General features: G+C 35.3%; 20 protein-coding genes and 1 tRNA gene. 6 read left to right on the forward strand and 15 right to left on the reverse strand.

Annotated elements, in window-relative coordinates:
• Positions 1 to 4: 4 nt before the first annotated feature.
• The 9 genes from LOK78_RS01050 to LOK78_RS01090 are packed head-to-tail and all read right to left on the reverse strand — an operon-like array spanning position 5 to position 10,142.
• On the reverse strand, positions 5 to 1,099 hold the full coding sequence (locus LOK78_RS01050; protein ID WP_232633195.1) for a glycosyltransferase family protein: 1,095 nt from the start codon (positions 1,097 to 1,099) through the stop codon (positions 5 to 7).
• Positions 1,099 to 2,154 (reverse strand): NAD-dependent epimerase/dehydratase family protein, encoded by a 1,056-nt coding sequence (locus LOK78_RS01055; protein WP_232633196.1) that lies wholly within the window; start codon positions 2,152 to 2,154, stop codon positions 1,099 to 1,101. The genes LOK78_RS01050 and LOK78_RS01055 overlap by 1 nt, the downstream gene beginning before the upstream one ends.
• A 12-nt stretch (positions 2,155 to 2,166) precedes the next feature.
• A complete protein-coding gene (locus LOK78_RS01060; RefSeq protein ID WP_232633197.1) occupies positions 2,167 to 3,300 on the reverse strand; it encodes a glycosyltransferase in 1,134 nt (377 codons plus the stop codon).
• A 9-nt stretch (positions 3,301 to 3,309) separates the two neighbouring features.
• Complete coding sequence (locus tag LOK78_RS01065) at positions 3,310 to 4,548, reverse strand: glycosyltransferase family 4 protein (RefSeq protein ID WP_232633198.1); 1,239 nt, start codon at positions 4,546 to 4,548, stop codon at positions 3,310 to 3,312.
• A 6-nt stretch (positions 4,549 to 4,554) separates the two neighbouring features.
• A complete protein-coding gene (locus LOK78_RS01070) occupies positions 4,555 to 5,718 on the reverse strand; it encodes a glycosyltransferase family 4 protein (protein ID WP_232633199.1) in 1,164 nt (387 codons plus the stop codon).
• 27 nt (positions 5,719 to 5,745) lie between these two features.
• Positions 5,746 to 6,630, reverse strand: a complete 885-nt coding sequence (locus LOK78_RS01075; protein WP_232633200.1) for a hypothetical protein — start codon at positions 6,628 to 6,630, stop codon at positions 5,746 to 5,748.
• Entirely contained in the window at positions 6,624 to 7,865 is a 1,242-nt protein-coding gene (locus LOK78_RS01080; RefSeq protein ID WP_232633201.1) for an ABC transporter ATP-binding protein, read from the reverse strand. Before LOK78_RS01080 ends, LOK78_RS01075 begins: the two co-directional genes overlap by 7 nt.
• 7 nt (positions 7,866 to 7,872) lie before the next feature.
• Positions 7,873 to 8,715: an ABC transporter permease gene (locus LOK78_RS01085; RefSeq protein WP_232633202.1), complete on the reverse strand. Its 843-nt coding sequence runs from the start codon at positions 8,713 to 8,715 to the stop codon at positions 7,873 to 7,875.
• A gap of 35 nt (positions 8,716 to 8,750) precedes the next feature.
• Positions 8,751 to 10,142 carry a UDP-glucose 6-dehydrogenase gene (locus LOK78_RS01090; protein ID WP_232633203.1) on the reverse strand — a complete coding sequence of 464 codons (1,392 nt, stop codon included), beginning with the start codon at positions 10,140 to 10,142 and terminating at the stop codon, positions 8,751 to 8,753.
• A gap of 511 nt (positions 10,143 to 10,653) precedes the next feature.
• Between LOK78_RS01090 and LOK78_RS01095 the strand changes: the two genes are divergently transcribed.
• The 6 genes from LOK78_RS01095 to LOK78_RS01120 all read left to right on the forward strand — a co-directional run bounded on the left by LOK78_RS01095 (position 10,654) and on the right by LOK78_RS01120 (position 16,453).
• A complete protein-coding gene (locus LOK78_RS01095) occupies positions 10,654 to 13,317 on the forward strand; it encodes a T9SS type A sorting domain-containing protein (protein WP_232633204.1) in 2,664 nt (887 codons plus the stop codon).
• 101 nt (positions 13,318 to 13,418) lie between these two features.
• Positions 13,419 to 13,613: a hypothetical protein gene (locus LOK78_RS01100; protein ID WP_166957614.1), complete on the forward strand. Its 195-nt coding sequence runs from the start codon at positions 13,419 to 13,421 to the stop codon at positions 13,611 to 13,613.
• A gap of 4 nt (positions 13,614 to 13,617) precedes the next feature.
• Positions 13,618 to 14,319, forward strand: a complete 702-nt coding sequence (locus tag LOK78_RS01105) for a hypothetical protein (protein WP_232633205.1) — start codon at positions 13,618 to 13,620, stop codon at positions 14,317 to 14,319.
• Positions 14,292 to 14,768, forward strand: a complete 477-nt coding sequence (locus LOK78_RS01110; protein WP_232633206.1) for a hypothetical protein — start codon at positions 14,292 to 14,294, stop codon at positions 14,766 to 14,768. Before LOK78_RS01105 ends, LOK78_RS01110 begins: the two co-directional genes overlap by 28 nt.
• Positions 14,765 to 15,808 (forward strand): nucleotidyltransferase family protein, encoded by a 1,044-nt coding sequence (locus tag LOK78_RS01115; RefSeq protein ID WP_232633207.1) that lies wholly within the window; start codon positions 14,765 to 14,767, stop codon positions 15,806 to 15,808. The genes LOK78_RS01110 and LOK78_RS01115 overlap by 4 nt, the downstream gene beginning before the upstream one ends.
• Positions 15,809 to 15,880: 72 nt before the next feature.
• Positions 15,881 to 16,453, forward strand: coding sequence for a hypothetical protein (locus LOK78_RS01120; RefSeq protein ID WP_166957620.1), 573 nt, complete (start codon positions 15,881 to 15,883; stop codon positions 16,451 to 16,453).
• 220 nt (positions 16,454 to 16,673) lie between these two features.
• Here LOK78_RS01120 and LOK78_RS01125 read toward each other — a convergent pair.
• The 6 genes from LOK78_RS01125 to murC form a co-directional block, all read right to left on the reverse strand.
• A tRNA-Arg gene (locus tag LOK78_RS01125) sits at positions 16,674 to 16,747 on the reverse strand.
• A gap of 13 nt (positions 16,748 to 16,760) precedes the next feature.
• Complete coding sequence (locus tag LOK78_RS01130) at positions 16,761 to 17,210, reverse strand: GatB/YqeY domain-containing protein (protein ID WP_232633208.1); 450 nt, start codon at positions 17,208 to 17,210, stop codon at positions 16,761 to 16,763.
• A 102-nt stretch (positions 17,211 to 17,312) separates the two neighbouring features.
• Positions 17,313 to 19,280 carry a cell division protein FtsZ gene (gene ftsZ, locus LOK78_RS01135; RefSeq protein WP_232633209.1) on the reverse strand — a complete coding sequence of 656 codons (1,968 nt, stop codon included), beginning with the start codon at positions 19,278 to 19,280 and terminating at the stop codon, positions 17,313 to 17,315.
• Between the two features lie 15 nt (positions 19,281 to 19,295).
• Positions 19,296 to 20,627, reverse strand: a complete 1,332-nt coding sequence (gene ftsA, locus LOK78_RS01140; RefSeq protein WP_232633210.1) for a cell division protein FtsA — start codon at positions 20,625 to 20,627, stop codon at positions 19,296 to 19,298.
• Between the two features lie 3 nt (positions 20,628 to 20,630).
• Positions 20,631 to 21,266: a cell division protein FtsQ/DivIB gene (locus tag LOK78_RS01145; RefSeq protein ID WP_232633211.1), complete on the reverse strand. Its 636-nt coding sequence runs from the start codon at positions 21,264 to 21,266 to the stop codon at positions 20,631 to 20,633.
• A 73-nt stretch (positions 21,267 to 21,339) separates the two neighbouring features.
• Positions 21,340 to 22,692, reverse strand: a complete 1,353-nt coding sequence (gene murC / locus LOK78_RS01150) for a UDP-N-acetylmuramate--L-alanine ligase (RefSeq protein ID WP_232633212.1) — start codon at positions 22,690 to 22,692, stop codon at positions 21,340 to 21,342.
• Position 22,693: the final 1 nt, after the last annotated feature.

Raw genomic sequence — 22,693 nt, forward strand, 5'->3', positions numbered from 1 at the left:
GTTTTTAATCTTTTCTAATTGAATTTAAATAGAAATTATAATACATTTTAGAAATTTCTTCAATGGACCATTCCTGGTAAGCTAAGGTTTTACTTTGTTCACCTAGATTCGTTTTTGATAAGGTAAATGCTTCCTTGACAGCTTGCTCCAAGGACTCATCATCACCTACCTTAAACACAGGATTTCCCGTTTCCTTTAGAATTTCTCCTATATCTGCGTCATCTTTACCAACCACAACCAAACCGAAAGTACATCCTAAAGTTATATTTCCAGAATTTAATTCATCTGTACGGGGTATCAACAGAACATCTGCGGCATTCAAGTAAAAATGAGCTTCTTCTTCTTGGATAAACCCTAAGTTTATACGTCTTTGTTTCTTTAAACTTGCTAACCATACCTCAAAATTAAAGACCCACTCCCTTAGTCTAATATAGCTGATATTCCTTCTCTGAACCTTCCAACCTGGAGCCAAAAGAACTTTGTTTTTATTTGGAACAGCGTTAAAGGCTTTTTCAATGATTTGCTTTTCATTTTCTTTAATAGCTCCAAAAACCAACAAAACATCAGCTTTAATATCTATCCCTAAAAAAGATCTAGCTTCTTCCTTGCTCGATTTATCTGGTAGAGATGCATAATTTTGGTGAGGTATAACCTCATGATTCACGTGAACATGTTCTGGATAAAAAGACTTAAACTGTTCTATACTATAATTAGCAAAATGAGCCACATTTATACAGTAAGAAGACACGATCCTGTATAATTTCAAAAATTCCTCATCATGTCTTTTATGTGGAAACTGAACATGCCTTGTATAAACAATTGACGCATTTTTTTTCCAGTATTCTAAACAATCTATTAATTTATCCCATAACTTTTGGGGAAGCGGATTTTCATTCAGCAAATAAGACTCTATTTCAAACGACAAATACTCAGGCCAATGAATGTGAACAACATCAAAATCTTCATTTTTACTCCAAAACAAATCACAATCCCAAGTAACATCTGCATATGGCTCAAGACCTTCCTGAAGATCTAGCACAAACCGGTTACCTGGCGTTGGAATATTTGCAAATAGTACTTTTAACTTTCTTTGATTCATTATAGATTCCCTGCCGCTTTTTCACGTTCCATCACCGCGTCATAAACGCGCTTCATACCTTCTTTGATTGATATTTTTGGCTCCCAACCTAAGTTTTCTTTCACCCAGGTCATATCGCAATAACGACTATGAACCCCTACTGGTTTATCTAGCAAGGGCTTAATTTCTGGGCTGTATCCAGCAAATTCACAAAAGATACCGATCAAATCCCTAAAGGACGTTAAAATACCTTGACCAATATTAATCGCTCTTCCATCATGAATTTTATCCATGGCCACCTCTACACAATCCAACACATCATCTATATGCACAAAATCCCTACCCTGATGACCAGAGCCCCAAACCTCAAAAGGAGCTTCTTTAAAAACAGCCCTTCTTGCAATAGCTGGTGTTGGGTAGGAATAATCCTGATCTTCTCCATACCCAGAAAATGGTCTGATGCAAGTTATATGAACACCATAGTGTTTGGCCGTAATTTGGGCCAAAAATTCACCTGTTAACTTCGTCCATCCATAGGTCATATCAGGTTGACCCATATTATCAAAATCAATATCTGATTCCCTCAGCTGTAGGGTATTAGATTCTGTTTGCAAACTGATGGGGTAGGCAGCACTCGAGCTTGGATACAAAACTCGTTCAGGCTTGTGCCTACTAACCCAGTAAAAAAATTCGGAATCAATTGCTAAGTCTAAAGCCACCTGAATTGGGTCACCATCTATTTTGGCACGACCCCCAACAATGGCTGCAAAATGAAAAACATCTGCAAATCTATCAACTCCCAAATTATATTTTACATTAAAAAATTCAGGGTCCTTTTCCAACTCGTGCAGAATAGCTCTAAAATCAGCTTTCAAAAACATCAATCGCCCATCTTCACCGTAGATTTCTAAACCATCAACTTCCTTGTACTTTGGAATATCCAACCAAGAATCTGGATGAGTTCCAACAGACAAATCATCTATAAATACAATTCGGTCATTAGTTTTTTTAAATAGGCGTTTTACCATATTTCGGCCTACAAAGCCACAACCTCCCGATATTAAATGTGTTTTCATTAAAATATATTTTTACAACTTTGCTTCTTTAATTATTTGGTTTAAAACACCAATGTGTCTATCTATATTATAATTTGTTTTGATATGGTTCCTTCCTGCCTCACCCATTTCTCTGCATAAATCTTTATCATTAAACAATTTTAACATATACTCAGACATGCCTTTGGAATCATATTCATCCACTAAAAAACCTGTTTTTTCATGTATAACAGCCTGAGGTATTCCTGCGTGTTTTGTTGAGACTACTGGTAATCCCGAAGCACTTGCCTCTAAAATAGTGTTCGGTGTCCCTTCCGCATCCCCATAGGACGGTTGTACAGAATGCTGAACAAACATGCAGGCATTTTGAAAATAGGGCATTAACTCATCATGCGGCACACCTCCCGTAAATGTGATTTTATCCTCAAACTCCCAAGCCTTAACCAAGGCTTTGCAATTTTCCAATAGCTCTCCCGTACCAACCATCACTAGTTTAGCCTCAGGGCAAGTTTTCACTAATCGTCGAAACGCATCTAAAATAAGTATGGGAGATTTGATATCGGTAAAACGCCCAACATAAAAAATGGTATTACCATAATTAGGTTGGTTATCATAAAAAAAAGGTCGAGGACCATAAGGATTGTATACAATCTTTTCTTTAGGTGCCCCTAATTCTAATAAGGCATCTGTCATAAAATGCGAAACACTAACTATTTTAGTGGCATACGCAAACATAGCTTTGTAAGCTTCTAATTTCGGTTTAATAAAATCCGTGCGATGAGCATCATGACCATGAAAATGAACAATTAAGGGTATTCCTAGCTTTTTTGCATGAGGTGCTAAAGCCGCCCCATTATGACCAAATTCCGCAAAAATCAATTTCACCTTGAATTTCTTTACGAGGCCCTCAATAGCATCATGCCTACCTTCAAAGCCTTCCCTTTGTTGGGCAACATATTTGTGATATATAAATTGAGGTAACAACTTTTTAAGCTTAAACAACAAAGGTTTGGCGCTGTAAAACAATTTTATTTGCCTACCGTTGTGCATTAGATTATGAGAGGGTCCTCTTAAAATGACTTTATCACTATCTATCAACTCCTCATGAGCCCTTATAAATGAACCACTGAAATTACTTAATCCTGCTTGAACTAAAAGAATAGCCATTGTTATTTTTTAAAATATTTTTTGTTTGATAGCACGCGCTTTAAATTTTATTTTTTCTATCAATGATAGTTTTGGCTTTCTCCTGTCAGCTCTTGCAAGATATGGATTAACAGGCGGCAATTCAAACTTCTTAGGCATCTTTATTTCCTGAAGCAAAGAACTCACTTTCAAACCATTGAAAAAATCTGCATATGCCTTGTGACATCTTGCTTGAGAGAAGTTATCCTCAATAAGTTTTCTGGCATTATTAGACAAAAGGTCCCACTGTTTATAATTGTGTTTGATACTTGAAATGGCATGAAAAAAATCATGATTTCTATCCTTAACAATATATCCTGTAACCCCATTTTTAACTTGTTCTGATATACCGCTTTTCATTTCTAGGCAAATAGGAACAACCCCACAAGCCATGGCCTCTAAAATTGAAATCGGAAGTCCTTCATAATCAGAAAGCAATACTATAACATGAGAATCCAATAACTTCTTTTGAATCTCTTCACTAGGGATATTACCTCCCAAAGAAATTGGCAAATCTTTCCCATCTGCCTTCAGAATCTCCTCAACATTATTTTTATCTGGGCCATCTCCATAAATAATCGCTTCAACTCCATTAATGGATACTACCATTTTACAAAATGACTTGGTCACTTCAGTAATTCGCTTTTGTTCTTCAGACAACCTGCCAACATAAACAACCCTTAATGTATCATCAGACCACATAGATTTTTGTTCTGGAATAATGACCCCGTATGGAATTCTTTTTAAGACAATTTTTTCTTTATTAGGAGATTGCTTCAATTGAAGTTCTAGCTCTTTAGATACTACTACCATGCCGTCTAACCTAAAAGAAGCTTCTCCATCTATAAACTCCTTTTGAATGGCATGATAGAAAGGATCATCTGAATGGGAAATACCCACCACCTTTATCCCTGCTTTTTTTATCCATGGGAGGGCCAAATAGGCTGGCACAACTAAATTAGGAACAAACACATGAGGGATATCAGATTGTAATTGACCTAATAACCAAGAAATATTTTCTTCTGTATAATAATTAAACTGAGTACCCTTAAAAGGGATTTTATTTTTTAAAAGGTGAGTTGTAAGCGGACCACTAGACCCCACGTGATAAAAAATTAGACAATTCACCGAAAAACCTGCTTCCTGTAATGATGGCAATAAATGCATCAACCAAGTCACTGGACCACCTACACTGTCTGGTTTATCATATGCGCAAAAGGTAATCTTCATTTGCCCCTAATTTCCATTATAAATATTATCCAATTTCTTTGAAACCACCCTCCAATCATACTCTTCTAAAACCCTTTTCCTAGCTTCAAGACCAATCTCTTCATCTTTCAATGATTCTAAAGTTTTATTTTTCAAATCCTGGATATCACCCAATTCATAATAATACCCATAATTACCATGATCTATCGCCTCCATACTGCCCGGCTCATTAGAAACAACCACGGGTTTTGAATGAGCCATACCTTCTAAGACCAAGGTTGGCAATCCTTCACGTTTAGCAGTACTTACCAAGACCGAACAAGCTGCTATATAATGTTGAATATCCTTTTGAGAAACACCATCCATTACCAATAAATTGTTTGGAACATCCACTTGGTATTCTTCTTTCAATAATTCATCACTTAATCCGTGACCAATCATAACAAAACGATACTCTGGTAAACTAATAGCCAGCTTAACGAATTCTCCAGGATTTTTGACAGGATCATGTCGACTCACATTTAAAATGTAATCTTTGAACCCTAGTTTTTTGAAGGCAATTTGATCATTTCCTTCATCACACAGTTCCACATCAACTCCATTCGGAAGATAAATAGTATCAATATTGTTATTCTTTTTAAGAAACTCCCGTTGCCACTTTGCAACAGAAAGTTTAACATCGGCATGCTTTGCTTCATTTTCAAGAGCCTTATTGTAATCATCTTGCCACTTTTTCATGGCTTCATTATTGGCATGCTCGGGAAAATAAGGCAGATGATAGGTATGCACCCAATAGAAACCTTGAGTTTGTTTTAATCTACACCACTCAATATACCAAGGATAAACATGGGAGTGCAAAACGGTTCCATGTTTGGGTTTAAATTTAAAAAATAAGTCTTTGAATCTTTTCTCAAAATCCCACGCATTAAAGCGTTCCATCATTTGATCACTAGGAATTAAATCAATTTTTAAAGACGAGTACTTTTTAATTGCCACAATATGGTTTCTAACCCCCCCCTTTAACGCAAAATTAGCACCTATAAAAACCTTAGTATTACTATTACCTAATTCTCCTAGCCAATTTTCAATCCTTCTTTTCTTTTTCCAAAGATTAAATTTATTGCTCTTTTGTAGATAAAACTGTTTAAATCTGAATATTATCGATGACCACTTGGGCAATCTTGTTCTCATAATTTCATTATTTATTCAAAAGATTAATTAAGAAGGCTGAGCAAAATAATTTTGCTTTATAAAAACTTCATCAAATTTATCTAATACTTCTTGACACAACTTTTCAATCTCAGGGTTAATTTCAATATTTTCACCCTTTTTAATCGAATCTGTTCTAAATACAAATTTGTCTTCTGGAAGTTCAAAGGTATACCCCCAAAGCCCACATATTTTTTTAATTACTTGATGATAATTATTCATGAAGTACTCGTATTTAAGCACTTTTAAAGTTGAGATATTTTCAAACTCATATTCAAAAAAGAGCATGTTTCTGATATACCAGTACAATGCTGTGGAATCATAATTTGTCATACCCTTATTCTTAAAATCAATAGCCAGCTGCCTTAAATGATGGGGAACTCTTTCGGCTCTCCAATTATGGGAAACATTTCTAATAATTAAATCTATATGATGTTCACCAACATTTTCTCCAAATTTTTTATGAAAGGAACTAATAACATCCTTATAATTGCGATACATCCATATTCCTACTGAATTTTCAAAATCTCTCAGAACTATATCGGCCATTTGGGACTCCACTAAGGGTTTAACTAGTACAAAAGGCTCTTGATTTTCATTTATTCTTTTTTTCACAGCATCATTGGATGGAAATCGCAACTCCTCATCGCCATCTGCTGTTAAGGCACTAAACTCATGATATCCCTTGACTCCAAATAACTTCATTAAAAAGTCAATGGTTATTGTAGTACCAGAACGCTGAACTCCAAAAATGAAAAGTATTTTCTTCTCCCCTGCTACCTTCAGATAGAATTTTATCAGCTTTTTTAAAAATTTATATTTAACTCTATCTGCATACTTTATTCTTTCCAAGTAGTGATAAAGAGAGGCATTATTCCAATTGGTAATCAACATTTATTTTGGTTTTCGGAAATTTGGTTCCATTTTGAAGGTAATAAAATATGAGCACCACTTGCAAATTGAGCCGACATTGTGAAACTAGCTAGATTATCAATCCTACAATAATGTTTATCCATTTCTGGTGAATTTACAATTACTGAAATGGCATGCTTCCCTGAGTTTAGTTTCAAATCAAACAAATTGAGTTCTAATTGGTGAACACCCGACTGGTTATTATTCAATATGTAACCCGTTAAGTTTTCATCTAAAACATCTATAACTGGCAACAAGTCTTGATTCCAAACAACTAATTGTACCGAAACGTCGGGCACGTGCATGTCTAACTCTAAGGTCATTTTAATATTCAAATCGGCACCATGGGGCACCAATAATGAATTTCCCTCATAAGATGATTCTTCTTCATTAGTGGACAACTCAAATTTGGTAACCCTAGCCTCTCCCGTTCCCATGATTTGGGTTTCGCCATTGCTAAACATATCCAAATAAAGCTCTACACCTCTACCAATCTCTTGACTGTGGTGTAATACCTTACCTTTTTGCATCAACATGACCTCCGTACAAATTCTATAAACTTGAGGCATTGAATGTGAAACAAAAATAACTGCTGCATTTTTGATAATCTCGCCTATAGCATTTAGACATTTGAACCTAAATCCAACATCACCTACTGCCAGAACCTCGTCAATAATCAAGACATCAGGCTCCATTTGTGCAGCTACAGCAAATCCAAGCCTCACCTTCATTCCAGAACTATAATTTTGAACTGGGGAATCTATAAACTCTCCTATTTCTGAAAATTCAATGATAGCATCTAGTTTAGCATCTATTTCCTTTTTAGAAAAACCCAATACCGCACCATTATTGTAAATATTTTCCCTTCCTGTCAATATAGGATTAAAACCAGCACCCAATTCAATTAAAGCTCCGACCCGACCTTTAATTTCTATAGACCCTTCATCAGGTTTTATCAATCCATTTAACATCTTAAGTAACGTACTTTTTCCCGCCCCATTATGACCAATAAGTCCCAGACATTCCCCCCTCTTTAATTGAAAATTCACATCTCTTACAGCCCAAAACTCGCCTTCTCTCAATTTTACCTCCCCATGGTCTTCACGAGAAGAAAAAGATTGAAATAAATCAACCACTCCATACTTTAAACTTTTCTTTAAGTCCTTACAGAATTTCTTAGAAACTCCATCTGCTTTAATTAAAATATCCTTTTCCATACTACACTTAACTATTTCTTTCCACTATAATTGGAATAGAATACCTATAAAAAACCCATGACACTAGCATAATAATAATGGTCATGAACATCAACACTCCAAAATAGAACCATTGTTCAAAAGGCAAACCTACAAATGAATTTCTCGCCAAATTAATAAGACAAGTAGTTGGATTTATTCTTATGATTTGAGTAAGGAGGCTTTGATCTTTTGGCATACTATAGACCACTGGGCTCAAATACATCAAAAATTGCATCGCCATGGGAATCAACCTTACAACATCATTATACAACATACCTATAGGAGTCAAAAGAAGCCCGATAGAAAAACCGAACAAAATGAAACCAGTGAGTACCAAAGGCAGTAATAAAATTTTATAATCTGGAACTACTCCAAAAACCAATAAGACCAATAAAATTAAACCTATCTTTATTAAAGTATTACCCCCTATTTTATATAGACCAGACAAAAGCAATGCCTCTTTCGGAAAATTGATCTTACTTATTACACCTTTGGATGCATTAGTCTGTTTGAGTGGCATATTAATACTTTCAGACAATATAGACCACAACATAGTCCCAGTCAAAACATAAGCCGGATATGGAATACCCGAGGAAGAAATTTTCACTGCTCCAGAGGCATTTAAAAACATCCAAACCAAAGCACTCATCAAGGGGGTGATAAACACCCAAAACGCTCCAAAAAAAGATTGTCTATATTGCCCTTTAAAATCTCTTACTGTTAATCTCCAAGCCAAACCACGGGAGGCCATAAGATCTTGAAACATCTCAACGAATAGACCTTTAAAACTTTGAGAATTCTGTGAAGATGTATATTTTTTAATTTGCATAAAGCGGATAATTTGGGTACAAAAATTATGATAAATTACCTACCTATTGTATATAATTTAAATCCAAACCCTTCCATTTTATCTTTCTCCAATAATCTACGTCCATCAAATACAAAAGCTGGTTTCATCATACTTTCGTAAACCTTACACCAATCATAAGATTTAAATTCGTCCCACTCGGTTAGAACGGCCACTGCATGAGCATTATCCATAGCTCTGTATGGGTCATTAACCACAGTAACCCGGTTCATAATATCTTCAGAAGACAAAGTTCCTAGATACTCCAAATCTGAATAGATTTGCTCCTCAGTTACTTTTGGGTCGTAAACAACAATATTCGCTTGCTCTTGAAGCAAATGTTCTGCCACATAAATTGCTGCACTTTCTCTAGTATCATTGGTATCCTTTTTAAAGGCCCATCCTAAAAATGCTATTTTTTTGTCTGCGATCGTATTATAAAGCGTAGTTATAATTTTTTTAGCAAAACGATACTTTTGATAGTCATTCATAATAATGACTTGCTCCCAGTAATCTGCCACTTCATTTAACCCAAGAGACTTGGAGATATAAACCAAGTTTAAAATATCTTTTTGGAAACAAGATCCTCCAAAACCTACAGAAGCCTTTAAAAACTTAGGTCCTATCCTAGAGTCTTTCCCTATGGCTCTTGAAACTTCATCAACATCAGCCTCGGTTGCTTCACACAACTCAGAAATAGCATTTATGGAAGAAACTCTTTGCGCTAAAAACGCATTGGCTACCAATTTTGATAATTCTGAAGACCAAACATTGGTCGTTAGAATTTGCTCTCTGGGCACCCAACTAGCATAAATATCCACCAAGGCCTGCATTGCTTCTTTTCCTTCAGGTGTATCTTCACCTCCAATCAAAACTCTGTCTGGGCTTTGCAAATCTTCCACGGCTGTTCCTTCAGCTAAAAATTCAGGATTGGATAAAATCGAAAATTTATGTCCATTTCCTGTGTTTGCCAAAATACTTTTTACCGCTTGTGCCGTTCTAACCGGAAGCGTTGATTTCTCAACTACAATTTTATCGCCTTTAGAGACTCTAGCGATTTGTCTCGCACATAGCTCAACATATTTTAAATCAGCCGCCATCCCCTTTCCTTCTCCATAGGTTTTAGTTGGCGTATTTACCGAAATAAACACCATTTCAGCAGCTTCTATAGCTTGGTCCACTTCAGTAGAAAAGAACAGGTTTCGCCCTCTCGCCTCCTTAACAACCACATCTAAACCAGGTTCATAAACAGGGAGGTTATTAAGATCTTCATCATTCCAAGCAGCAATTCTTTGCTTGTTCAAATCGACTACCGTCACATTAATATTGGGATTTTTTTGGGCAATGACTGCCATTGTAGGACCACCGACATAACCAGCTCCTATACAACAGATATTTTTGATTTTCATTAAGATATTATTTTGAAAATAACTTTATTACGAAGGTCAAATATAGGTAGTTTTTAATTAATTTGATTTAAGAAATCATTAGGATTTAGACTTTAACAATTTCTTTTAATTAGAACTATCTATAATTGAAAATACTCTGATAAATCACACTGAAATTTAGAAATATGCCTATTATATCAAAGTAAAACCTATTTTTCGGCAAGAAAAACCAGAGTCACCAGATCACATTAGGATCAAAATATATCATTCTCATTCAACCTAAATATTAACTGAAAATTCCTCAATAATTTCACCTCAAATAATTAATTTCGAATATAAATACCTATAAATATTTGATTCCCTCAAAAACAACATAAAACAGTTGACCCAGAAGATAAAAAACCTCGGGAGCTTTTAAATTGTAACACCTTATTTAACAGCGCATCTAATCGATAAAAACAGTGCAATCAACGTATTAATTTTTACTCAATACTATTTAATTAGTTGATTTGTATTAAATCATCTTATACCCATGAAACAAATCTTACTATTTTTTGCTATTCTAATGACCTCAATAAGTTTTGGTCAAACTATTTATCAAGCCGATTTTTCAACTAGTGTTGGCTTCACTCACTCAAGCAACAACCCACCAGCAGCAGCGCCACCGGAACAAATTGCCATTGGCCCCAATTTTTATTTGGGTTACGATGTTACTCCTGCTACAGACAACCAACAAGGGGATAACTATTTTAGGACCAATGGGTCTGTTATCGAGTCTCAAGATTTTGGAGGAGAAGCTTATTTTGAAAGTTTTCCCATTGATATTTCTAGTATAACATCTTTGAGTATTATAGGAATTGGAGACATCACTGGCGGAAACCCTTTTAATGGAGGCGGTTATTTGCAATGGTCTTATCAAATTGACGACCAACCATGGGTATACCAAACCCCTGCAATCACAAGTAATGCAGCTAATTTAAACACTCCTGCCGCTTGGACGAATATCACTGGTGTCGCTGGAAATGAGCTAAGAGTTCGTTTTTATTTTAGCTCTGAAGGAAATGCTAGTTTTGAGGTGAGCAGTATTGTTGTTGACGCATTGGAAATGACCAATTATTGTGACTCCAATTCTACTCCTGGAGCAGAAACCCTAACTTATATTTCTGGATTTGAATTAAATACAATCTCCAATTTAAACAATGGTGCTTCGGGATATTCAAATTTCACAAGCCAATCAACTACCTTGGAAGAATTGAGTACTTATACGGCAACAGTCACTGCCGTAAATAGTTTCCCATCAACATTTGTTCAAGGCTTCTCCGTTTATATTGATTATAATGGTGATGAAGATTTTGATGACCCATCAGAATTAGCCGCATTTATAGTTGACCAAGTATTACCTGGTGCAGCTCCAACTGAAATTGAACTTACATTCACTGTACCACAAAATGTGACAAGCGACCCAACCAGAATAAGAATTATAATGGGCAACGGATCAATACCACCTGCACCTTGTGGGAGCTATCCAATAGGAGAGACCGAAGACTACTCACTTAACTTTATACCACCAACTGGACCTGTTGTTTACACATACAATGAAACAAATGGCGGTTGGGCGCCAGCCGATCCAAATGGTACCGCCGCAGCTGATAGCCAAATTATTGTTGAAGATGGAACAGCTAATTTCTACGCAAGTACTAATTTCACAGTTATGACTGTAGAACCTGCAGGAAATATTACTGTAGATTCTGGAGTTACTTTGACTGCTTCAAGCAGCATTAATTTTGTTTCGTCCTCAACACAATTCCCAAGTATGATTTTGGATGGAGACATTGTCGGAAATATGACATATTCCAGACATGTGAATGAATACATTCTTGGACCTAATGGAAATGATTTTATTTCAGCTCCATTAACGGGACAAACCTTTGGTGACTTTGCTAGTAATTCTACAAACAATATTAACCTATATTCTTATCCTTCAGACCCATCTGAAAAGTTTTTTGGGCCTTTTGAAAAATCCTCAGGTACATTTTTAACCTATAATGTTGACATTCCTGCTGAGAGCGGTGTCATCCTAGAACCAGCCATTGGTTTTAGAACAGGATCTGTTGACAATACAACTAATAGTACTTTTGTATTTGCCGGCGAAGCACAAAAGACAAATATTTCAATCCCAGTAAGTCATTCTGGAGCTAGTTATCCTTCTTGGAACTTAATAGGAAACCCTTATCCATCATATATTGCGGCAGATCAATTCCTTGCAGATAATTTGACTTTATTTGCTTCAGATGCGGTAGGTATTTATGGTTATAATGGCTTTGACAGCTATACCGTTTGGAACCTATCTTATGCCGTTGCAAATGATGCGAAGTTAGCACCTGGACAAGGTTTTATAATCGCTATACCTTCAGGAGGTGATGGAAATGCACTTTTCAGCACAGCAATGAGAACTACGGGGGACACTGATGATTTTGTGACTGGACGAGCTTCAAACATGAATATAGCCGAAATTAAATTGAAATTGACTAATGACTATCAAAGCAACTTAACAGGATTGTTTTTCCTAGACAATGGAACTTCTGGTTTAGATACAGGTTATGATACAGTTGTATTAGGAGGAGAAGCTGAAGAATTCGCTCTATTTTCCTCATTATTAGATGCTTCATTATCTAATAAGGATTTTGCTATACAAACGTTATCCTATGAAGATTTAGGTTCAGAAGAGATTGCAATACCTTTAGGAGTTAATGCTGTTCAAGGCCAGCAACTTACAATTAGCATGCTTGAATCTTCCATTCCAGATGGAGTAACTGTTTTCTTAGAAGATACTCTTACTGGCACTTTTACTCTCTTAAACAATAACGACTATACCTTTAACTCTAATCAAGATTTATCAGGTACCGGCAGATTCTTTATAAGGTTTACGAATGAACAGAATTTAAGTATAGATGAAAATCAATTAAGTGATATTAAAATTTACAGTAAAAACAAAACCATTTTTATTACTGGTCAAACAATTGGAGATTCAATTTTTGAAGTAATAGATATTCAAGGAAAAAGACTAATCACGTCTTCGACCTCTAAGAATATCATGTATCACGAGATAGATGCCAACCAATTAAGTTCAGGCGTTTATATTTTAAAAATGAAAAATAAAAACCAAAACATTACCAAAAAACTAATTATTAATTAAATTGCGTGATTAAAATTGTAAATCCCATAAATTTTAAAGCTATTTATTGGTTTGCAATTATAATTAAGTACATTTGACCTAGTTTTTATTTAAAGAATCTTATGGAGAAAAATAATAACGACCAAATCACCAGAAAAGAAGCCATTAAGAAAATGGGTAAATATGCAGCTCTTACAGCTGCAGGCACATTTCTCATACTTAATCCTTTAAAGGCTCAAACCGAATCGCCTCCTCCCGGAGGTGGTGATAGACCAGGTAATTCTGGAGATAGTTTCGATGAATTATTTGAACAATAGATAGTTGAAAGGTAGCTTAAAACCTACATTTGCAAAATATATTGGAGGCAATTACATTATTTGGTTTGAAAAAACAAACCAATATGTAATTGCCTCTGACTTTTTATATCATCTCATAACCATCTTTTTAAATTCTGAAAACATAACAGAATTCAAACGACACAACAAGAGCACGTTTGATGAAGCACAAGCTCGATTAACCTATAAGGAGCTTTCATCCTTTTTGTACGAAGCCAATTCACTACAAGTTGAATCTATCCCCAATATAAAATTTTCTGATACCAAACTGGACTTAACTCCCGTTTCCAACTATTACTATTATATTGGGGAAAAATCATTGAATTTAAGATTTTCAGATGACCCCATATTTAATCTAATCAAGGAAAGGTTAAGTCAATTTAAAGTTCGTAAGGCAAATGAAAATTTAATTTGCTTTGATTTTAAGATATCGAACGGTATTGCATATCTTGAAAAACAAGGACAACTAATTGCCAAATATCCTTACTCCAAAATGCATTATTTATTTGGGAAATTTTCAATGGAGTTAATCAGCAATCTTTACTCATTCCCGACTACCAGCTGGTTAGCCACTTTACATGCATCGACAGTTTGTGATGAAAACCAAGCTATAATGCTAGTTGGAGAATCTGGAAATGGTAAAAGTACATTAGCTGGACTATGTTTATTAAATGGCTATCACTTCTAGCAGATGATTTCACTCCGCTATCAAGCAAATCCCTTAAACTTTATAAAAATCCGAGTGCTATATCAATAAAGGAAGGAGCTTTTAATCAATTTAAGAACATCCCAGACAACTTGAGAATTAGTGAGGCTAAAATAAATCCGAAAAAACAAATTGCAGTAAGGTATTTACAAGAGAAAGCTATTGATTTAACTAAACCTTCAAGGAGATGCAACAAAATTGTTTATGTCCAGTATAGTAAAACAGAAGGGCAATATTTAAAATCAGTTTCTTCTGATAAAATTTTGAAATCATTGATTCCAGATTCTTGGATATCCCCAAAAAAAGAGCATGCAGAATCTTTTTTAAATTGGATTGGTGAATGTCAATTTTATGAACTAATTTATCATGAAAATAAGTTTGCCATTGAAAAGATTAAAACTTTATTTAAAAATAACCATATTGTTGATTGAATCATCCAGATTTGAAAACAGCTTACCATCTTTTAGGGAGTATATTATCCCAGACACAGAATGAGAAACAATTAAAATCTCTATTTCTTTCAAATGAAGTCAATTGGGAAGAATTTATTAAGATTGCCAGTAGTGAACTTATGCTTCCTGCAACTTATATAGAAATAAAAAATAAGCAACTGTTAAAATACACTCCAGAAGATTTAAACTCATATCTGGAAGAAATTACGAACATCAACCGAAATAGAAACAGAAAATTACTTTCTGAGGCAAAAGAAATTTCCCTAGCCTTTGATGAAAATCAAATCGATCACATATTTATAAAAGGCATTGCCTTAATTGCAATCAACCCTTTGGAAGATATCGGTTTTAGAATGATTGGCGACATCGATATCCTAGTTGATAAAGCCAAAATTGATCATGCATTTCAACTTTTAATTTCCAAGGGTTATAATGATTTAAGACCCTTTAATTATGAAATTAAGGACTACAGACATTACCCAAGACAAATTTCAAAGGAAAAATTTGGAGCCGTTGAATTACACCGAAATTTATTGACTACCAAAACTAATAATTTGTTAGATGCCTCAGAAATACTAACTAATAAAAGGTACTATTCAGGACTACCAGTGCCCAATCAAAAGGACGCCATAAAAATAGCCATTTACACCACACAAATAAATGATAAGTGTCAAAGTATTCCGAATGTGAAATTTAAATCAACCTATGATTCTATAATTTTGGGATTAAATACTCAATCAAAATTATTTCATGACTTAAAAGGCAATACTTTTTTTAAATTATTTACTAGCTTATCATCAATATATTTTGAAGAATTAAAACCTTTAGTTAATTACAAGGACAAACCTATTAAATACATCATTTTTAAATTTTTCTCAAAAAGACCTCAATCAAAAAGAATTTTAATCAGTTCTTTAACAAAATTTCAAGCTGTAAATGAAAGATTACATCTTTTCACAACTAATAAAAGTTACCGCAAGCATATTTTATTAAATAAAATACTGAACAATAAGCCTTAAGAGAGGACAATTAATACAAGTAATTTTTTTTTATTATCAACTAAAACTCTATTTTTGAACAAACCATTTTTTATGAAAAGACTCTTAATTTTAGCATTTCTTGTATCTACTTTCACAAGTGGTTATAGCCAAATGCGTTTGGAAAATGACCCAACCGTCTTGGTGAGCTTAGGTGTTAATGGCTTGGTGACAGAAGGCACCAGAAAACCATGGAAGGATTTTGACGAAATTGCTTTCCATATCCCAATCGCATTTTCAGTTGAATTTGGTCTGAATGGTTATTTATATTTTGAACAAGATTTTCAATTGAATGGCTACAAAAAAGGAGAATGGATTGACAATGGAGTTTTGGATGAAGACAAAACCTATATAAGTACCAATACTTATCTTAAATTTTATTATTCGGACTTACTGTTTAAAAGAGAGCCAGATTGGTTAGATCTTTATGTAAGTACAGGTCCAGGGTATTTTTCTTTAAACGAGTCCAATTTCTCTTGGAACTTAGCACTAGGGGGCACTGTATGGGTTTCTGACAACATTGGAATACGACTTCAAGCTGCGGGTAAATGGGCCTTTCATAGATTGGACAGACAATATGACAACAACCATTATCAATATTATTTAATGGGCGTCTTTAAGCTTTAAAAGGTATCATAATTATAAAAAAATAAAGGGACATAATCTTATGTCCCTTTATTTTTATCAATGTTCAGCCAAAAATCAAATAGACTCTAAAGCTTTATCATCTATTAAAAACTGACCGCAGAGGATTATATTTCCCTCAACACTCCTTATTGAAAACAAAAAAGCCTCACTTAATAATTCAAGTAAACTTGATTTATCGTGAGACTTATTTATCTATCTGTGACCGCGGAGGGATTCGAACCCCCAACCCTCAGAGCCGAAATCTGATATTCTATCCAGTTGAACTACGCGGCCAAAAAAGTATAATCTAACTCAATTTAGCCTTTACAATGGTTGATATAGTTTTTCCATCAGCTTTTCCAGCCAGTTCCTTACTAACAAGTCCCATTACTTTTCCCATATCTTTCATACCACCTGCACCAACATTCTCGATTGTAGCAACAACCACCTTTTCAATTTCAGTTTCAGAAAGTTGCTCTGGTAAAAATTGACTAATAACTTTGGCTTCATCCATTTCAGGTTGCGCCAAATCTTCTCTTCCTTGTTCTAAATAAATAGCTGCACTGTCTTGACGTTGTTTAACCAGTTTCTGAAGTAATTTAAGCTCCTGGTCTTCGGTTAAACCATCACCAGCACCAATCTCAGTTTGTGCTAAAAGAATAGATGATTTTATGGCTCTCAAAGCAGTTAAAGCTGTTTGATTCTTTGCTTTCATGGCCTCTTTCATACCATCCATCACTTTATTCTGTAAACTCATAATTCGTTTATTTTGCGTTTGCGAAGATACTAAAGAAAACCCGAAAAACCATTACTGATTCTTCGGGTTTCCAAGAAGCTTAAACACTAAACTTAATTGCTATTAATCTACATTGTCATGAAGAAATGAATTGTTATTTCTCATCTGTATATCATTATTGTCATCCAAACTAATACTGGTACTGGACATACTACTTGAATCTGACGAATGTGGGGTGTCATTTAAATCTACACCTTGTCTTTTGTATGCAGGTATTTTTTCAATATCATCAATCTTATTCGTGTTGAATTTATAATTAAAATCCTTCATCTTTCTCCTTCTTTCCTCCGCACGCTCTTTTAACATATCAGATATTGGACTGTTCATAGGATCTATATCCCCACCAGACTCAGCTCCCTGTTCAACATCCTCTTTTAGAGTTTTCTTTTCAAATACTACATCCTGTTCCTCAATGACCACCTCATTCTTTTTAGGGTTCATTTCAGACTCTACTTCAATGTAGTCATCTAAGGCATACCTCACTTCTCCCTTTTCATTAGACTCCGTGACAGGAATTACCTCAACAAAATCCCTTACAGGCATTTTTTTAACATTCTCATCCAACTCATGCACAACAAAATCATTATCCTTGCTAGTAATTGGAGACTCACTTATAGGTAAATCAAAGGTTAATGTAATTTGTTGCTCCTCCTCACCATACTCATCCTCATAACTTTCTTCCACTGCCTCAGGTTTTATTTCAGTGATGATATAATCATCCTCTTCTTCCTCAATTTCAGCAGTTACCTCTTCATAAGTAACCTTAATATTTTTAATTTCCTCATTTGTCTTAATCAACCCCGAAGGCTCTTCAGAATGATTTAATTTAGGAGATGGATCTGATTTAATTTGAAAATCATCCAATTCCTCAATATCTAATGTATGCTTGACAACCTCTTCTTTTTTCTCCTCTTTTAATTCTATGTTGGGAGTAATAATAGCGGGTTGCTTTTCTTTCTTTGTTAAATCCTTTTCAAAGGGCTTATCATCTTCCAAGGCGTGGATTACTTTTTTAATCTCTGTATTAGAGATTTCATTCTGTTGATCCAAATCAAAACCAGTGGCAATAATTGTTACGGCTATAGATTCATCTAGTGACTCATCCTCACCAACTCCCATAATGATATTGGCTCCATGACCCGCCTCGTCTTGAATATGGTCATTGATTTCCCCAATTTCATCGATAGTGATTTCCTGAACACCAGAAACGATAAGCAACAATACATTCTTAGCACCCGTAATCTTATTATCATTAAGCAATGGCGAATCCAATGCCTTTCTGATAGCTTCATGAGCTCTATTTTGACCAGATGCTATTGCAGATCCCATAATAGCTGTACCACTATTGCTTAATACAGTTTTAGCATCACGTAAATCGATGTTTTGGGTATAGTGATGAGTTATAACTTCAGCTATACCACGAGCAGCTGTTGACAAGACTTCATCTGCCTTGGAGAACCCAGCTTTAAAGCCTAGATTACCGTATACCTCTCGTAGTTTATTATTATTAATGACTACCAGAGAATCAACCATAGACCTTAGGTTGTCAATTCCCTTTTGGGCTTGTTGGTTTCTTAATTTTCCTTCAAATTGAAATGGCATTGTTACGATTCCTACAGTAAGAATATCCATTTCCTTTGCCATTTTAGCTATAATTGGGGCAGCACCTGTTCCAGTTCCACCTCCCATTCCCGCAGTAATAAAAACCATTTTGGTATTGGAATCCAACATGCTGCTTATTTCCTCAAAACTTTCAACGGCTGCCTTCTCTCCAATTTCTGGATTGGCTCCAGCACCTAACCCTTCAGTTAGGTTAACCCCTAATTGAATTTTATTAGGAACACCGCTATTTTGAAGTGCTTGGGCATCGGTATTACAAATTACAAAATCGACTCCCTTAATTCCTTGTTGGAACATGTGGTTAATAGCATTGCTACCTCCACCTCCAACTCCAATAACCTTGATAACATTTGACTGATTTTTAGGTAAATCAAATGAGATACTGTTTTCAATTCCTGTGTTGCTGCTCATGAATCTTTGGTTTTATTATTCTGCGTTATCTAAAAAATCCTTCACTCTTTCGGTTAGTTTGTCCAAGAAAGAGCGACGTTCTGGTTTTGGTTCTTTTATTGGTTCTTCAGGCTCTTCATTAGTTTCTTGAGCCTGTTCTTTTTGTTCTTCATACTTTTCTTGCGCTTTGGCTTCTGCTTTCTTTCTTTCATGTCGTTTTAATCCGTCCATGACCAAACCTACAGCTGTGGCGTATAACGGACTAGTCACTTCGTCATCACTATCTCCAGCCAAATGTTCATTGGGATAACCTATTCTTGTATCCATTCCGGTAATGTATTCCACTAATTGCTTTAAATGTTTCAATTGACTTCCTCCTCCTGTCAAAACGATACCTGCAATAAGTTTTTTCTTTTGTTCTTCATGACCGTAATTTTTGATCTCCAAGTACACCTGTTCAATAATCTCCACAACTCGGGCATGAATAATTTTGGATAAATTTTTAAGCGTAATCTCCTTTGGCTCCCTACCTCTTAAACCAGGAATGGAAACAATTTCATTATCCTTGTTTTCCCCTGGCCAGGCAGAACCGAATTTGATCTTTAATAACTCCGCTTGTTTCTCAATTATGGAACAACCCTCTTTGATATCTTCAGTAATGACATTACCTCCAAACGGAATAACAGCTGTATGACGAATAATGCCATCCTTAAATACTGCTAAGTCAGTGGTTCCACCTCCTATATCAATTAAGGCGACACCAGCTTCTTTCTCCTCTTGGCTTAACACTGCATTTGCAGAAGCTAATGGCTCTAATGTAATTCCCTCCAGATTTAAACCAGCACTTTTTACACACCTTCCAATGTTTCTAATAGAAGATACTTGCCCAACCACAACATGGAAATTTGCCTCTAAACGTCCTCCATACATCCCAATAGGCTCCTTAATCTCGGCCTGTCCATCAACCTTATATTCCTGTGGCAAAACATGTATTATTTCCTCTCCAGGAAGCATGACCAACTTATGAACTTGATTAATTAATTGCTCAATATCTTCTTCGTCGATTACTAACTCAGAATTGGGCCTAGTGATGTAATCACTATGTTGTAAACTACGGATATGTTGGCCAGCAATACCCACCGTTACATCCTCAATTTTAATATCTGCAGCCGCTTCAGCTTCTTGAACTGCAGCTTGAATGGACTGTATTGTTTGCGTAATATTATTGACCACACCACGGTGAACACCCAAGCTTTTGGATTTTCCAATTCCCAAAATCTCCACTTTACCGTATTCATTTTTACGACCAATCATGGCCACGATTTTCGTGGTTCCTATGTCTAATCCTATTGCAATGTTGTTTTCCATTGTTTACACTTTTGTACAGACTACTTGACTTTCAAATCTCAGATTTATATTGCTGTAACTGTTTAGCCTATTTTCTTTATAAGCCTTTTTATAAAATGCCTTGAGATTGTTTATTTTTTTATCTAAGCTAGTTGGTTTTCCTATTTCTACTATAAAATCATATTGTCTCAACCTGAGATATATATGATTCTTTTTGTCTTGCCTTATTTCAAATACGTGTTTTTTTAAAAACTCATCATTTTGAATTTTTCTGGCAACTTCAAATACATTTGACAAATTATTTTTGTCGATACTTCCGGTTACAAGTGGTACTCTGGCAGAATAATTGGACGACAAAGGCATATAACTACCCTGATCATCGATGTAATACGATGCATTTGTACGCACTCTTGCTATAGGTTTCTTTTGGACTACATCTGCCTTTAACACGCCATCTACAGTCACATAGACATCTGCAGTTTTAATCATCGGATTGGAATTCAGGGCATGTTCCAATTCATTCAAATCTATAATTTCTTTAAACTCCTTTTGAGACCTTTGCGGATTTTGTATTAACAATTTACTAACAGTTTCCTGTGTGATATACATGTTGTTATCGCCTATGAAACTTATATCCACACGAGAAATTTCCCGATTCATTTGTCTATCTGCTGAAAAAGCGAACAAAAAAACCACCAGGCAACCTAAAACCACCAATTTTACTATGTTCCAATCAACTCGCAACACTCAAGCTTTCTTTAATACGTTGAACTTCCTCTCCAATATCTCCTGCTCCCAAGGTTAAAACTATGGGAGCATCACTCTTTTTAATTTCAGATATTATCTCATGCTTTTGGATGAGCCTCTTATTAGAATTCTGAATTTTTGACAAAAGCCATTCAGATGTCACACCGGCCACGGGTAGCTCCCTAGCAGGATATATGTCCAGCAATCGCACTTCATCAAACAGTCCTAAACTGGATGCAAACTCTTCAGCAAAATCTTTGGTACGACTAAACAAATGCGGTTGAAACACAACCAATACTTTTTTATCCGGATACATTTCACTCACCGCTTGATACACCGCCTTAATTTCCTCGGGATGGTGGGCATAATCATCAATATAAACAAGCTCTTCTGTTTTAATGTGATAAGAAAATCTTCTTTTCACACCTTGATAGGAAATTAAAGCCTTAGCGAGCTGTTGGTGAGGGCAACCAAATTCCACAGCCATCGCCAAGGCAATTAATGCATTCGACAAATTATGTCTACCGGGTAGGTTAAATTTAAAATCGTTTATTATTCCATTTGGCGTTCGCACATCAAACAAATAACTCCCATTTTCTATTCTTAAATGGATAATGGCATAGTCTGAATCATCTTCTATCCCATATGTTATCCCTTTAAGAGGTAAGCCATTTTTAACAAATAACTTCCCTGTATCTTTTACTTTTTTGGCAAAGGCCTCAAAAGATTTTATCAATTCAAATTTATCTCCATAAATATCCAAATGGTCCGCATCCATAGAGGTTATACAGGCCAAATCTGGGGAAAGCGTTAAAAAGGATCTATCAAACTCATCGGCCTCCACAACAGATACCTCAGTACCGTTTAGTATCAAGTTGGATTGATAATTTTCGCTTATTCCTCCTAAAAATGCTGTCACAGGGACATCACAAACATTCAACAAGTGCCCCAAAATGCTGGTCGTTGTTGTTTTTCCATGTGTTCCTGCAACCGCTAAACAAAAAGTGTTTTCAGTGATAAGTCCCAAAACTTGAGATCGCTTCATCACCCAAAACCCCTCTGTTTTGAAATAATTTAATTCCTTATGATCAGAAGGAATAGCGGGCGTATAAATTACAAGCACCTGTTTACTTTTGAGAAAAACAGGATTCACCAAACTTATATCATCAGCAAAATGAATATCCATACCTAGGTTTATTAACTCATCAGTCAATGTGGTTCGGGTTTTGTCATAACCTCCAACAGTTAGTCCTTTGGCATGAAAGTACCTAGCTAATGCACTCATACCAATACCTCCTATTCCGATGAAATAAACGCTATGTATGTTTTTTAAATCCAAT

The organism is Mangrovimonas futianensis (genome assembly GCF_021245805.1).
Lineage (GTDB): Bacteria > Bacteroidota > Bacteroidia > Flavobacteriales > Flavobacteriaceae > Mangrovimonas > Mangrovimonas futianensis.

Excerpts from the sequence above, each read along its gene's own strand:
- LOK78_RS01130 (WP_232633208.1), bottom strand. The coding sequence starts at position 17,210 with ATGAGTTTACAGAATAAAGTGATGGATGGTATGAAAGAGGCCATGAAA.
- LOK78_RS01075 (WP_232633200.1), bottom strand. The coding sequence starts at position 6,630 with ATGTTGATTACCAATTGGAATAATGCCTCTCTTTATCACTACTTGGAA.
- LOK78_RS01070 (WP_232633199.1), bottom strand. The coding sequence starts at position 5,718 with ATGAGAACAAGATTGCCCAAGTGGTCATCGATAATATTCAGATTTAAA.
- LOK78_RS01095 (WP_232633204.1), top strand. The coding sequence starts at position 10,654 with ATGAAACAAATCTTACTATTTTTTGCTATTCTAATGACCTCAATAAGT.
- LOK78_RS01055 (WP_232633196.1), bottom strand. The coding sequence starts at position 2,154 with ATGAAAACACATTTAATATCGGGAGGTTGTGGCTTTGTAGGCCGAAAT.
- LOK78_RS01110 (WP_232633206.1), top strand. The coding sequence starts at position 14,292 with ATGTTTATTAAATGGCTATCACTTCTAGCAGATGATTTCACTCCGCTA.
- LOK78_RS01050 (WP_232633195.1), bottom strand. The coding sequence starts at position 1,099 with ATGAATCAAAGAAAGTTAAAAGTACTATTTGCAAATATTCCAACGCCA.
- LOK78_RS01145 (WP_232633211.1), bottom strand. The coding sequence starts at position 21,266 with ATGAATCGGGAAATTTCTCGTGTGGATATAAGTTTCATAGGCGATAAC.
- ftsA (WP_232633210.1), bottom strand. The coding sequence starts at position 20,627 with ATGGAAAACAACATTGCAATAGGATTAGACATAGGAACCACGAAAATC.
- LOK78_RS01090 (WP_232633203.1), bottom strand. The coding sequence starts at position 10,142 with ATGAAAATCAAAAATATCTGTTGTATAGGAGCTGGTTATGTCGGTGGT.
- LOK78_RS01100 (WP_166957614.1), top strand. The coding sequence starts at position 13,419 with ATGGAGAAAAATAATAACGACCAAATCACCAGAAAAGAAGCCATTAAG.
- LOK78_RS01060 (WP_232633197.1), bottom strand. The coding sequence starts at position 3,300 with ATGGCTATTCTTTTAGTTCAAGCAGGATTAAGTAATTTCAGTGGTTCA.
- LOK78_RS01085 (WP_232633202.1), bottom strand. The coding sequence starts at position 8,715 with ATGCAAATTAAAAAATATACATCTTCACAGAATTCTCAAAGTTTTAAA.
- LOK78_RS01120 (WP_166957620.1), top strand. The coding sequence starts at position 15,881 with ATGAAAAGACTCTTAATTTTAGCATTTCTTGTATCTACTTTCACAAGT.
- LOK78_RS01080 (WP_232633201.1), bottom strand. The coding sequence starts at position 7,865 with ATGGAAAAGGATATTTTAATTAAAGCAGATGGAGTTTCTAAGAAATTC.
- LOK78_RS01065 (WP_232633198.1), bottom strand. The coding sequence starts at position 4,548 with ATGAAGATTACCTTTTGCGCATATGATAAACCAGACAGTGTAGGTGGT.
- ftsZ (WP_232633209.1), bottom strand. The coding sequence starts at position 19,280 with ATGAGCAGCAACACAGGAATTGAAAACAGTATCTCATTTGATTTACCT.